Raw genomic sequence first — 12,271 nt, 5'->3', positions numbered from 1 at the left:
TGTTTTGACTAGGTTTTAACAACGTGGTCTTATGAGAGCCCTTACTTTATGGCGCCCAGCACATGGCCAAGTACTTCATAGGCCCTGGAATGCCCATACCTTGGCCCATAGGCGGTGGAGGTCAAAGCGATAACCATGTCTTCATTGGGCAGTACAATTAATTGGTTTCCCCCTCGGCCAGAAGCCCATGAGTAATCAAATGTGCGACCATTAATGGTTCTAGATTTCTTGTACCAAAGCATACCATACGAATCCGTTAAGCGCCAATAATCGGTGAGGTCAAAAGCTCTTCTATCGATTAGCCTTTGGATGTACTCGGCATCCACTATTTGTTTATCTGCCCACTTTCCTTCATTGGCAACAAGTACGCCCAATTTGGCAAAGTCCAAGGTGGATAAGTATAGAGTTCCGGCAGCTACCGTCTGGTTTGCTTCATTAGTAAACCAGAAAAATTGCTTAATGCCCAGGGGTTTAAATACCTTTTCTGTAGCGAAGCCCCTTAAGCTCATTCCAGACGTTTCTTCTATGATTGCTCCTACAAGCGCGGCATTTATATCGGCATAAACCCATTTTTCGCCTGGTTTATCGGCTAATGGGATGGTCAGTATATACTGTGTCCATTCTTCGCCTCCCGACCAATTTACGGCATGACCTGGGGTTTCGGATCTATCGGTATCGGCATCTAAGCCAGAAGCCATATCAAGTACATGGCTAAGCTTAATCTTTTTATAGTCTTCGTGAATGTTGGGGTACTTTTCTTGAGGAAAGAATGAATAAATGTCTTGATCTAGGCTTTGTACCAAGCCTTCTTTCATGGCCACACCTAATAAAAGTGAAGTAATGCTTTTGCCGGCAGATCGGATGTCTAGGATTTGCTTTCTCCAATAAGTATTGAAGTGCCATTCTGTGACCAGTTTGTGATCTTTGATTATTACTAGTCCAGTAAAGTCACCATGTTCGAAATTGTCAATTTTATCATAGAGGACATTCATGGAGTCCCTATTGAACCCAGCTTCTTCAAGGTTGGTGTAAGGCAAGTTTGGAACAGGGGGCATTTGTGCATATGCAGGTGCAAGTATGCAGAGGCATAGGAGGACGGCTAGAATTCGCATGGGTTGGTTTAAGCTTATAGAAAAGACAACGTAGTCTGTCTCTGGTTGCGTATAGGCGAGTAATATGCCTTCAATGAGCTTTTCGGTAATGACTACCTGCGTTTTGACTCAATGGATTTAGAAATCCTCAAGAAATTGGCTCTGTGTTTATCAAAATTATCGAGTCTTGCCGTACCTCTAAGCTTGAATATTTGACCATTCTGGATAAAAAAGAACAGGTAGCTTCTGTACTTAATATTTTCAAACTCAGAGTCAAATATTGCCCACTTGGCCTTGGATTCTCCCACTGTTTCATCCCCCTGGTCAATCACTTTAAAACTGGGCTCGTTTAGAGGATAAAAGTGCTTCAAAGTAGATTTAAACTGTTCCTCCAAGTCTGTTCTATTTGTTTCTAGGTAAGTAATTGAAAAGTTTTCATCGCCATGCCTACTTCGTGGGATTAGGTATAGGTAATATTCGTCATCGAAAGTCTTCCAACCTTTGGGTAATTCGTAGCTGAACTCGATGTCAGGGTCTTCAACAACTTGACGTTTCTGTCCGAATGCAGCAGTCTGAACAATCATGACCAGAAGAAAAGTGACAACTATTTTCATACAGCCTTAATATAATACTTCCAGTTGGGCTACTAACGGACGATGGTCAGAAACGAGGGGTTCTTCTAATAGCACAATGCTTTTCACCTTAATCTCTTGGCTTCCAGTACTTCGATAAATCACCTGGTCTATTTCACTCTTGTTGCCTCCCTGAAAGCTTAAGTTATCTTCTCCTTTTTGCGCAAACTCGAAGCCTTGTGAATAAAAGTATTGCATGGTTGGGGAGCTCGGAGTACAGTTAAAGTCACCAGTGATAATTACAGCTTTATCCATGGTGTTAAGGAATTCGACCAATGTTTTTGCCTGACTTAGACGACTAGCTGAACCTTCGGTACTATTGATCCAATCAAAATGAACATTGACAAATGCAATGCTACAACCCTTAGCAATCTCGACCTCGTGAACTATGGCCGAACGAGGTTCATGAATGCCATCAGGCAGTCGTAATACTTCTGTTGAAATTAACGGCTTGGCAGAAAGGGTTGCCATACCATATTCACCACCTTGGTAGTCCATGAACTTGCCAAAGGTTCCGTTCATGTCAGTTTCTTGCGCCAACACCTCGGTTTGTCCAATGCTGTCAGTTCGCGAGCAATAATGGTCAATCTCTTGCAGCCCACATAGGTCGGGTGCCTGTGCTTTGATGATTGCAGCAGCACGCGATAAGTCCAAAACTCCATCCATTCCCTCGCCATGCTTTATGTTATAGGACATGATTTTAAGGCTAGCGGTTTTTTGTCTATCGCAGGCGATAAGGCTTAATAGACCGACTGCCAATAGAAGTGAGAATACGATGCGTCTGTGCTGAATCATGGTAGAAAGTTAAGCTTTTTTCAAGGTCACAAGACCAGCAAGGGCGAGGGCTATCGTCATTGCGAGGAAGAAAGACTGTAATAACAGACTTTCTGACGTGGCAATCTGCTAGGTGTAGCAGTTCGGCTGTTCATAGCATGGGAGGTTTTAAATGGGGGTTCTTTCACCCTCATACTTCGGGTTCAGAATGACGGTTTAGCGTCATGATAAATTGATTTTTCTCATTTTATTAGCCAGTTGACCAACAAGGGCGGAAGATTATTTCTCGTACTCTATTTTGTGAATGCGCCATGTGATACTGGCCGCAGGAGTCTTAACCAGTACTTCATCACCTTCCTGTTTTTTCAGTAATGCTTGAGCGATAGGAGAGTCTATGGAAATATAATCCTTCATGCCGATAAGCTCCTCATAGCCCACAATCCGAAGTCGTTTTTTTAAGCCCCTATCGTTTTCGATTTCTACCCAGGCACCGAACATTACTTTTCCTTCCTGATGCGGGTGGTAGTCGATCACCTTAAAGTTGTCAACGCATTTTCTCAAGTAGTGTATGCGTCCGTCAATCTCCCTAAGCCGTTTCTTATTGTAATGGTAGTCGGCATTTTCCGACCTGTCTCCCAAACTAGCGGCCCATGAAACTTTCTTTGTCGTCTCAGGACGTACTACCCGCCAAAGGTGGTCGATTTCGTCCTTAATTTTTTGCATCCCTTCCGGGGTAATCATGGGAGTTCTCATAGTGTTGACTAGTTGCCAGTCTGTAGAAAAATAACGGGTACAAATATAAATGACTCAACTGGCATGTTCGCCCTATCTATGGATGAATAGTAGTTGCAAAGTAGGAAGTGGATATCCTTAAATGCTCAATGCTAGGAACAGTATGTTTTTATTTTTTCGCCCACCTCTTTAACTGTTTCTATGTGTCTGAGTCTAACATCTTCTTTGTTCAATGTCCCTCCTAAAATTATCATTTCCTTCTTTGTAAATCGTTTTCCGAGTCTATCGTCTATCATTACATTCCTCATGCTTTCTGCAATTCCAATTTCATCTAAAAACTCATTAGGATGGCCTGCAGTACAAATGACAACTCCATATGGTATTGTTTTCATTGGTTGAATTGTTCCTGCCTGTTCGTCATAACCATAAGCATATCCAACGGAATAGACTCTATCAAACCAACCCTTTAACTTTGCTGGGCAGTCACTCCACCAAACTGGATAGATGAAGATTATACAATCAGCTGCTTCAATCTTTTGATGTTCTTCCTTTACATCATGAGGTATTGATAAATCCAAATTGACTAAACCTTCTCGTTCATATTCTTCCTCGCTCATATCAGTTTGAAAATTCATCGCATATAAATCTGAAACTTCGAATTCTAGTTCCTCCTTTACAAGGGTCGATTTTACTTGTTCAAGTATTTCGTAGGTATAGGATTTCTGACTTGGGTGACAATAAATAATTTGAATTTTCATTCTCAGTATCTTCTTTTATTTAATAACGTGCCTAACACGGTTGTTTACGGAAGTTGACTAAAACTTCTGTGAGCACCAATTTACTCTATAAGACTGAATCTTTTGATAGACGGGCTTGCACATTTATAGGCGACCTCTATCTTTGCAGCCGATGTTAATGAAATCATATATCGCCCTTCGCGCAGCTCATGCACATCGCTTCCATCATCTCGTTTAGAGATGTATAACCCCTATGTGGCCTACGCGGTCACTTAATTCCGCCCTTTTTTAAATCATTTTCTATTAATTACAGTTCTTACATCCAGATGGATAATACATTACGCATTGCAGTACAAAAAAAAGGTCGCCTGAGCGATGACTCTTTGAAGCTTATCAAGGAGTGTGGTATAAAGTTTAATAACGGTACAGGCAAGTTAAAGGCCGCTTCTACCAACTTTCCAATGGAATTTCTCTTCCTCAGAGATGACGATATTCCAGGCTATGTTCAAGACGGTATTGCCGATATAGGCATTGTTGGTGGCAACGAGGCCGAAGAGAAAAATAAGGATGTCGACACGGTGAAAAACCTTGGCTTCTCGAAATGTAGATTGTCTTTGGCGATCGATAAAAACGAACCTTATAATGGCGTGCAGGATTTCGAAGGAAAAAGCTTAGCTACTTCCTACCCGAAAATTTTGGGTGATTACCTAAAATCACAAAACGTCAATGCCGAAATCAACGAGATCAGTGGTTCGGTAGAGATCGCTCCAAGCATAGGTTTGGCTTATGGAATCTGCGACATAGTGAGTTCAGGTTCTACACTGATGAGCAATGGTCTTAAGGAAGTAGAGGTCATCTATAAGTCGGAAGCAGTGATGCTGGCCAATAAGAATTTGAGCCAAGCCAAGAGAGACATTTTAGAGAAGTTCATCTTCAGAATCGAGGCGGTGCAAGCTGCTAAGAATAACAAATACATCTTGATGAATGTGCCTAATTCGGCCATTGATCAAATTACCAAGATACTTCCGGGTATGAAGAGTCCTACCGTTATGCCTTTGGCAGATGAGGGGTGGAGTTCGGTACACACTGTAATCAGGGAAGATGATTTCTGGGAGATTATCGAAGAATTGAGAGGCGCTGGTGCCGAAGGAATTCTAGTGGTACCAATTGAGAAAATGATTCTATGAAAACGGTAATCAATCCAGCAAGATCCACTTGGGCCGATCTTTTGGAAAGGCCAACCATGAACTTCGAAGCCATCGAGGGGAGGGTAAAGCCGGTGATGGAGGCTGTCCAGTCTCGGGGTGATGCCGCTTTACGCGAGTTCACTCAGCAGTTTGATGGCGTGATCCTGACTGACCTTCAAGTGTCTGATCAGGAAGTTATTGAAGCTACTGAGCAAGTAGATCTTAGTTTGAAACAAGCCATTGCAGTGGCCAAAAAGAATATTGAGACTTTTCACGAAGCTCAGAAAGACGATTTTGTGAAAGTGGAAACCATGCCTGGTGTCAACTGTTATCGCAAGTCAGTAGGCATCGACAAGGTGGGTTTGTACATCCCAGGTGGAACGGCTCCTTTGTTTTCCACCGTGTTAATGTTGGCTGTACCGGCTAAGATTGCGGGTTGCCGTGAGTTAGTGCTTTGCACACCTCCGAACAAAGAAGGGAAGGTGCATCCAGCCATTCTTTATACTGCTCAGTTGGTAGGTATTGACAAGATATTTAAAGTAGGTGGTGCGCAAGCGGTGGCTGCCATGACTTTTGGTACAGAAACCATTCCTCAAGTATATAAAATCTTTGGTCCGGGAAACCAATATGTGACAGCTGCAAAGCAATTGGCTATGAAGTATGGCGTGTCTATCGACATGCCGGCTGGGCCGTCCGAAGTGGCGGTCTATGCAGATGAATCTGCTGTACCTGTCTTCGTAGCAGCTGATTTGCTCTCGCAGGCGGAACATGGAGTGGATTCTCAAGTAGTGTTGGTCGCTTCTTCGGAGGCTATTGTAGGCGAAGTAAAGGCTGAACTTGATAAACAACTCAAGGACTTGCCAAGAGCTGAGTTTGCACAAAAAGCACTATCAAATAGTGTGGCCATCGTTCTTGCAAAGCGAACCGATGCCATTGACTTATTAAATGAATATGGTGCTGAGCACTTGATTCTCTCCGTGAATCAGGCCTGGGATATTGCCAATAGGATAGTAAATGCGGGTTCTGTTTTCCTAGGAAATTATACACCTGAGTCAGCCGGAGATTATGCTTCGGGTACCAATCACACGCTGCCCACCAATGGCTATGCTAAAATGTACAGCGGTGTTTCTTTGGACAGCTTTGTTAAGAAAATCACCTATCAGGAAATTACTCCCGAGGGATTAAAAGTCTTGGGGCCTGTGGTAGAGACCATGGCTGCTGCCGAGGAGCTGGAAGCACATAAAAATGCTGTAACCTTAAGACTAAAGGAGGTGGGCGATGTTTGACCCTAATCAACTTTTAAGACCACACCTGAGAAGCTTAGTGCCCTATTCATCGGCACGAGATGACTACAAAGGAAGTGAAGGTGTCTTTTTAGACGCTAATGAAAACCCTTATGGATCGATCACTGCCGAAAAGTGGAATCGCTATCCCGATCCCTATCAAAAACACTTGAAAGCTCGAATTGCCGAGATTAAGGGTGTTAATCCTGAGCAGATTTTTCTAGGGAATGGATCAGATGAACCGATCGACTTATTGTTTCGCGCCTTCTGTGAACCGGGTGTCGATAATGTGATCATTAATCCTCCGACCTATGGCATGTACAAGGTGAGCGCGGACATCAATAATGTGGAAATCCGAGAGGTTTTGATGACCGAAGGCTTCGACTTAGATGTTAATGGTATATTGAATGCTACAGATAATCGAACGAAGATTGTCTTTATATGCTCTCCCAATAATCCCTCTGGAAACGATGTGGATTTAGGTAAGATTGAGCAGGTGATCAAAGGCTTTGACGGATTGGTTGTGGTGGATGAAGCCTATATAGATTTTACCAATAGAGCTTCCTTTGCCGATCGTTTGGTTGAATTTCCAAACCTGATCGTATTGCAAACTTTCAGTAAGGCTTGGGGATTGGCCGCTTTGCGTTTAGGAATGGCTTTTTGCTCAGAAGAAATCCTGAGCATTCTGAATAAGATTAAGGCGCCTTATAATTTGAGCGGCCTCACTCAAGACACAGTGCTGAAGGCATTGGCAAATGCTGCCTCTAAGGACGAAATGGTGAGTGATATCCTAAGAAATAGGGCTGAACTGAAAACCGAATTGGAGGCCTTGGATATTATTGAAGAAGTGTATCCGACCGATGCGAACTTCTTTCTAGTAAGAATTAACAATGCAAAGTCGGTCTACAAGAAGCTGATTGAGCAGCAGGTGATTTTAAGAGATAGGTCGAGTGTGGTGCTCTGTGATGATGGCATCAGAATTACTGTAGGGACTAAGTCAGAGAATAGGGTGTTGATTGATGCTTTGAGGAAGCTGAAGTGACCACCCCCTAACCCCCGCCAGCGGGGGACAACTTAGGTGTAGAATAAATACGTCATTCTGAACTTGCCTGCCTGCGGCAAAGGCAGGTTTCAGAATCTCGATGACTAGACCCTGAAACACTCCGAAGGTTCGGAGCAGGGTGGCGAAAATTAATGAAGACAATGAAAAAAGTACTTTTTATAGATAGAGATGGCACCATAATCGTGGAGCCACCAGTAGATTTTCAAATCGACTCTCTTGAGAAACTCGAGTTCCTGCCTGGAGCAATCTCGAACCTTAGGAAAATCGCTGAACAGCTTGATTTTGAGTTAGTGATGGTCACAAATCAAGATGGTTTGGGAACAGACTCCTTTCCAGAAGATACCTTCTGGCCAGCACATAACAAGATGCTCAAAACACTGGAAGGCGAAGGTGTGGTCTTTGATGAGGTCTGTATAGATAGAACATTTGAAGCTGATAATGCGCCTACTCGAAAGCCACAGACAGGGCTTTTGACAAAGTATATGGAAGGTGACTATGATCTGGCTAATTCTTATGTCTTAGGAGATCGGAAAACCGATATTCAATTGGCAGAAAACCTAGGCGCTCAAGCCATTTTCATTTCAGATGCGGCTGACGTTCGTGCTGCGCTCTCAACAACGAATTGGGATCAGATTTTCTCTTTTCTGCAACTACCAGACCGTACTGCTGAAATTCATAGGGTAACCAAGGAGACGGATATTCTGATCCAGCTGAACCTCGATGGCTGTGGGCAATGTAATAATGATACTGGACTTGGCTTTTTTGATCATATGCTAGACCAATTGGGTAAGCACTCAAATGCAGATCTCACTGTAAAGGTGAAGGGCGACTTACATATTGATGAACACCACACCATAGAGGATACTGCTCTGGCTTTAGGCGAAGCTTATCTAGACGCTATAGGGGATAAGAAAGGAATTAATAGATATGGATTTCTATTGCCAATGGATGAAGCACTGGCACAGGTTGCTATCGACTTCAGTGGTAGGCCTTGGCTGGTTTGGGAAGCTGATTTCAAACGAGAAAAGGTAGGAGATATGCCTACGGAAATGTTTATGCACTTCTTTAAATCTTTTTCCGATACTTCAAAGTGCAACCTGAATGTAAAGGTAGAAGGAGACAACGAGCACCATAAAATTGAAGCCATTTTCAAAGCCTTTGCTAAGGCAATAAAAATGGCTGTCAAGCGCAATCCTGATGAACTCGATATTCTGCCGAGTACTAAAGGGTTGCTGTAATCGCGGTCAAACGAAATTATTTTCCCTCTTTATCCACGCGGATAGCCTCTAGTTGTTGGCCATCCTCACGGATCATTAAGAGTTTGGTGATTTTGTTGTCGTCATTTTTCACAAAAGCGATGTCAACGCCAAAAGCCTTTAAAAAGAAGCGACTGTTAGTGATTGGTACTAGCTCATAGACTGTTTTGTCGGGACCGATTGCTTTAAGTTCATCTTCCTGCATTTCAATCTTCAGAAAAGAGTCCTTCTGCATTTCGTAGCTTCCTACATAGAGCTCCATGGTGTCTTTCGGTACGGTAATACCTTGCTCTTGTGAATTTTGAGCCATAACGCCAATTTGAGTTACAGTTGTCAATAAGATGGCAATGAATACTACTCTTAATTTTTGTGTCGATATTTTTTTCGTCTTCTTCATAATCTTTGGTTTGTTTAAAGAGAAGACAGTCAAGGAGATAGCTAGGTAAACATGTGATTTGAGAGATTATACCTACAGGCAGAATATATCTTCCAAATGGAAAAATGTCTAGATCAAATTGATAGTCAAATGACCAATGAAGCACGGGTGTGATGAGTTATGCCGTATTTTTTTCCGCTTTTAGCCTCCTATGTTTTACATTCGAGCTTCAAATTCAACCATGAGGATCGTTTTATCACTTTTAATCGTGCTTTTAACACATCAGGTGTCAGGTCAAAACCTCGACTGGTGGGATGCCTTGCATGACTATCCTAATGCTGCCGGAACGGATAGAGATCGCTATGTCAGCATTTCTCCGGGCTACATGGGGCCAAATGCGTTGCGAATTCCTGTCTTGCGAAATGGGAAAATAGATAACGAGTTATGGTCTGAAAATACATTTGAATATAGCTATGGAAGAGGCGACCAGACGATTAACAATTGGTCTGAATTTAATATTCCATTGGCTAAAGATAAGGCCGTGTTATACGTTCAGAGCATTGCTTGGGAATACTGGGAAGTGACTGATGAGATTCGCGATGAGCGAAGAATGCGCAGTCGTAGTGGTATAGGTTGGAATACTGGTGATACGGCCTTCGGAATTATCCTGCGAATTGCCAATGAAGATAAGTCGCGTATGCCGAACATTACTTTCAGAGCCCATTCCAAAACTACAACTGGTGGCAATGTCAGCAATGCTCGTTTTACCGATGCCAGCATGTTCTTCTGGGAGGCTACTGTCAGTAAGACAATCATTAAGACGGAGGAAAGTAGTCTTTTGATAAAGGGTATGCTAGGTTTCTATACTTGGCAGACCAATAAGAACGGGCTTCCCAATGGCTCGGATTTCTTTCAGAACGATGCGGGCACTTATGGCGTAGGCATAGAATGGACTAAGGGCAAATGGCTTGTTGGGAGTGATGTTTCAGGCTACCATGGCTATATTCAGAATAGAGATACACCTTCCTTTTGGAGAAATCAAATCCAATACCGACTGAGCAAGCACATTGCTTTGTACTCAAATTTCAATGTAGGTCTAAATAGCTGGGGTTGGCAGACTGTAACGATTGGCTATCGTCACTTCTTCAAGACGATAGAATAGGGCTCACAATCCTAAAGTCGGCATCTTCTTGACCTTATGATAGGTGAGAACCGTGGCAATGCATTGCTTTACTTCTTCGGTCGGCAAGTCTCCATTTAATGGAAGTACCACAGCTCGGTTGCCTTCATATTTAAAAGTCTCTCCAAAAACGAATCTGAAAGTCGGAACCAATTGGCTTGTACATTGGAAGTACATGGCGTATTGATCTGGGCTTTTTGGTTTCCAATCAATCCTCAGTGTACTTCCATTTTTTGTAATGTAAGAAGGCTCTCCCCATTTGAGAGTTTCCTCTAGGTGACTAACTCCCTCAGTTTCTTCAGCCACTTCAATGATCAGCTCTCGGAGCTTATCCATTTTTGCTTTTATCTCAGGAGGGTAGTTATCGAACCTGGCTTTTACAGCTGGGTTGACTTCGAGGACAAGCTTACTTTCAGGCATGTGTGATATTGGGGTTTCTCTGGATTGAAATTGAATAAAAAAAAGGAGAGTAAAAACTCTCCTTTTGTATTAGTTGCCGCCTTTGCCGGCACTGGTCAATTGTTTGGTCATGGCCGCCCCGATGAGTGCCTCCAGTGGAGTTCCTCCATCGTCACCACCTGAGATAATCATGGTGGTAGGGAATTTGATTTTAGCAACCTGCTGGGCTACGCCAATCGCAATTTGCTTTTGCAATTCCGCCTGCTGCTGTGGGGTCAAACCTGCCGAAACTAGTTTGGCGTTTTGGTAAGACTCTGCATCGGCTTTCACCTTTTGAGCTGTGGCTTTTAAACGCTCAGTTTCAAGTGCAATAGCTGCTAACTTCTTGTTAGTCTCCTCTTGCTTTAGCTTTGTCTCAATTGAGATCAAGGCCTTTACTTGCTCTTTCTCCTGCGTTACTCGCTCAGCTGCTTTGTCACGCTCGCCCTCTGCTATAATCCTTGCTTGTGCATCTTTAGCAGTTTTAATCTTCTGCTGCTCAAGCTGTCTCTTTGCAGACTCGTCCCTTTGCGCTTCCAGCCTTTGCTTAAAGACTTGCTCAAGGACTACATCATCCACGATTACCTGTGCTACGATGATGTTGTTTTCGTTGATGTCATGAGGTATTCTAATGAATAACCCATTCTCGTCTTTACGCTTGTTTACCTCATATCGCGTTTGCACTTCTTTGATTTCGCGGTCACCTTGCTCTATGGCAGTGATCACTGTATCGCGATACTCCGTCTTTTCGACACTGAATGCACCGTCTTTCAACTGCTCTTCAATTGAGACCCTAAAGTCCGATGCTGAACCTGAGATATAGTCTTGTGCTGCGAACATATATCCAGTATTAGAGACTACCTCGCGCACTGTTGGGATCAAGGTGTTTTGTGCGAGATTTTGTAGGCTACGGAACTCGATAGCCAACTCGATGAAAGACTCCTTGTCCGCAGGTAGTTGAAAACGAGTTGATAGCTTCGTAGTGGCGGTAACTTGGTCAATGAATCGTATGGGAATGGGCTCCATCTGCCCTTCGATCTCATCGGTGTCGTCACCTGGGTTTACAACTTTTACGTCAATAAACTTTTGCCAAGGCGTTATTTTGGCAAAGCCTCTAAACTTAATACCCTCTGTCATAATCGCACTCTTTTTACCACTTGGGTAAACTAGGAAGTACTGATAACCTGGTTCTGCCCAAAAGAACAGATTTGGTAAAGTGATTAAAGTAAGTCCAGAGATTAAAATGGTCGTGGATACCCGTCTGGTAAACATTAATAACCATGCTGGTGCCTTCGATGCGGTTTTTTTGAGCTGCCCGTCTTTGTCCTCGGTAAATTTATCCTCTTCCGAGAGCATAGGCCTCATAATAAGGGTAATGAGTCCTAGGATTAATAAAATGATTCCAAAAAATATCATAGATGTAGATTTAGAGATGAAACATAGTTTTCCTGATCGACCCGTATGGCCAATGCATAAGTGATTGAAATGATTGTGTAGGGGATAGCCAGTCTTGACTATTTAG

General features: G+C 43.0%; 13 protein-coding genes. 5 read left to right on the top strand and 8 right to left on the bottom strand.

Features of this window, described 5'->3' with window-relative positions; all coding sequences use genetic code 11:
* Positions 1-41: 41 nt before the first annotated feature.
* The 5 genes from J4E76_RS06810 to J4E76_RS06790 form a co-directional block, all read right to left on the bottom strand.
* Positions 42-1,112: a serine hydrolase gene (locus J4E76_RS06810; protein WP_208502384.1), complete on the bottom strand. Its 1,071-nt coding sequence runs from the start codon at positions 1,110-1,112 to the stop codon at positions 42-44.
* Between the two features lie 92 nt (positions 1,113-1,204).
* Positions 1,205-1,705: a hypothetical protein gene (locus J4E76_RS06805; RefSeq protein ID WP_208502383.1), complete on the bottom strand. Its 501-nt coding sequence runs from the start codon at positions 1,703-1,705 to the stop codon at positions 1,205-1,207.
* Between the two features lie 6 nt (positions 1,706-1,711).
* Positions 1,712-2,518: an endonuclease/exonuclease/phosphatase family protein gene (locus J4E76_RS06800; protein WP_208502382.1), complete on the bottom strand. Its 807-nt coding sequence runs from the start codon at positions 2,516-2,518 to the stop codon at positions 1,712-1,714.
* A gap of 258 nt (positions 2,519-2,776) precedes the next feature.
* The gene (greB, locus tag J4E76_RS06795; protein WP_255552026.1) at positions 2,777-3,238 is read right to left on the bottom strand and encodes a transcription elongation factor GreB; all 462 of its coding nucleotides are present in this window, start codon (positions 3,236-3,238) and stop codon (positions 2,777-2,779) included.
* A gap of 143 nt (positions 3,239-3,381) precedes the next feature.
* Positions 3,382-3,987, bottom strand: a complete 606-nt coding sequence (locus tag J4E76_RS06790) for an NAD(P)H-dependent oxidoreductase (protein ID WP_208502380.1) — start codon at positions 3,985-3,987, stop codon at positions 3,382-3,384.
* Positions 3,988-4,292: 305 nt separating this feature from the next.
* Here J4E76_RS06790 and hisG point away from each other — a divergent pair, with 305 nt between their 5' ends.
* From hisG to hisB, 4 genes are all read left to right on the top strand, one after another.
* The gene (hisG, locus tag J4E76_RS06785; RefSeq protein WP_208502379.1) at positions 4,293-5,153 is read left to right on the top strand and encodes an ATP phosphoribosyltransferase; all 861 of its coding nucleotides are present in this window, start codon (positions 4,293-4,295) and stop codon (positions 5,151-5,153) included.
* Entirely contained in the window at positions 5,150-6,439 is a 1,290-nt protein-coding gene (gene hisD / locus J4E76_RS06780; RefSeq protein WP_208502378.1) for a histidinol dehydrogenase, read from the top strand. The genes hisG and hisD overlap by 4 nt, the downstream gene beginning before the upstream one ends.
* On the top strand, positions 6,432-7,478 hold the full coding sequence (hisC, locus tag J4E76_RS06775) for a histidinol-phosphate transaminase (protein WP_208502377.1): 1,047 nt from the start codon (positions 6,432-6,434) through the stop codon (positions 7,476-7,478). The genes hisD and hisC overlap by 8 nt, the downstream gene beginning before the upstream one ends.
* Positions 7,479-7,639: 161 nt before the next feature.
* Positions 7,640-8,737: a bifunctional histidinol-phosphatase/imidazoleglycerol-phosphate dehydratase HisB gene (gene hisB / locus J4E76_RS06770; protein ID WP_208502375.1), complete on the top strand. Its 1,098-nt coding sequence runs from the start codon at positions 7,640-7,642 to the stop codon at positions 8,735-8,737.
* Positions 8,738-8,753: 16 nt separating this feature from the next.
* Here the strand turns inward: hisB and J4E76_RS06765 are convergent, their stop codons facing one another.
* Positions 8,754-9,152, bottom strand: a complete 399-nt coding sequence (locus J4E76_RS06765; RefSeq protein WP_208502372.1) for a hypothetical protein — start codon at positions 9,150-9,152, stop codon at positions 8,754-8,756.
* Between the two features lie 220 nt (positions 9,153-9,372).
* On the opposite strand from J4E76_RS06765, the gene J4E76_RS06760 reads away from it, so the two are divergent.
* Positions 9,373-10,293: a hypothetical protein gene (locus J4E76_RS06760; RefSeq protein WP_208502370.1), complete on the top strand. Its 921-nt coding sequence runs from the start codon at positions 9,373-9,375 to the stop codon at positions 10,291-10,293.
* A 3-nt stretch (positions 10,294-10,296) separates the two neighbouring features.
* Here J4E76_RS06760 and J4E76_RS06755 read toward each other — a convergent pair whose 3' ends face one another.
* Entirely contained in the window at positions 10,297-10,731 is a 435-nt protein-coding gene (locus J4E76_RS06755) for a DUF1801 domain-containing protein (RefSeq protein ID WP_208502368.1), read from the bottom strand.
* A gap of 69 nt (positions 10,732-10,800) precedes the next feature.
* Entirely contained in the window at positions 10,801-12,165 is a 1,365-nt protein-coding gene (locus J4E76_RS06750; RefSeq protein WP_208502366.1) for a hypothetical protein, read from the bottom strand.
* Between the last annotated feature and the right edge of the window lie 106 nt (positions 12,166-12,271).

Source organism: Roseivirga sp. E12, from assembly GCF_017592825.1.
GTDB lineage: Bacteria > Bacteroidota > Bacteroidia > Cytophagales > Cyclobacteriaceae > Roseivirga.
Note: the sequence above shows the minus strand (reverse complement) of the source record. Positions and strands in the feature narration are given on the sequence as shown.

What these genes read in the sequence shown, in the direction of transcription:
- J4E76_RS06810 (WP_208502384.1), bottom strand. Translation starts at nt 1,112, where the DNA reads ATGCGAATTCTAGCCGTCCTCCTATGCCTCTGCATACTTGCACCTGCA.
- J4E76_RS06805 (WP_208502383.1), bottom strand. Translation starts at nt 1,705, where the DNA reads ATGAAAATAGTTGTCACTTTTCTTCTGGTCATGATTGTTCAGACTGCT.
- J4E76_RS06800 (WP_208502382.1), bottom strand. Translation starts at nt 2,518, where the DNA reads ATGATTCAGCACAGACGCATCGTATTCTCACTTCTATTGGCAGTCGGT.
- greB (WP_255552026.1), bottom strand. Translation starts at nt 3,238, where the DNA reads ATGATTACCCCGGAAGGGATGCAAAAAATTAAGGACGAAATCGACCAC.
- J4E76_RS06790 (WP_208502380.1), bottom strand. Translation starts at nt 3,987, where the DNA reads ATGAAAATTCAAATTATTTATTGTCACCCAAGTCAGAAATCCTATACC.
- hisG (WP_208502379.1), top strand. Translation starts at nt 4,293, where the DNA reads ATGGATAATACATTACGCATTGCAGTACAAAAAAAAGGTCGCCTGAGC.
- hisD (WP_208502378.1), top strand. Translation starts at nt 5,150, where the DNA reads ATGAAAACGGTAATCAATCCAGCAAGATCCACTTGGGCCGATCTTTTG.
- hisC (WP_208502377.1), top strand. Translation starts at nt 6,432, where the DNA reads ATGTTTGACCCTAATCAACTTTTAAGACCACACCTGAGAAGCTTAGTG.
- hisB (WP_208502375.1), top strand. Translation starts at nt 7,640, where the DNA reads ATGAAAAAAGTACTTTTTATAGATAGAGATGGCACCATAATCGTGGAG.
- J4E76_RS06765 (WP_208502372.1), bottom strand. Translation starts at nt 9,152, where the DNA reads ATGAAGAAGACGAAAAAAATATCGACACAAAAATTAAGAGTAGTATTC.
- J4E76_RS06760 (WP_208502370.1), top strand. Translation starts at nt 9,373, where the DNA reads ATGAGGATCGTTTTATCACTTTTAATCGTGCTTTTAACACATCAGGTG.
- J4E76_RS06755 (WP_208502368.1), bottom strand. Translation starts at nt 10,731, where the DNA reads ATGCCTGAAAGTAAGCTTGTCCTCGAAGTCAACCCAGCTGTAAAAGCC.
- J4E76_RS06750 (WP_208502366.1), bottom strand. Translation starts at nt 12,165, where the DNA reads ATGATATTTTTTGGAATCATTTTATTAATCCTAGGACTCATTACCCTT.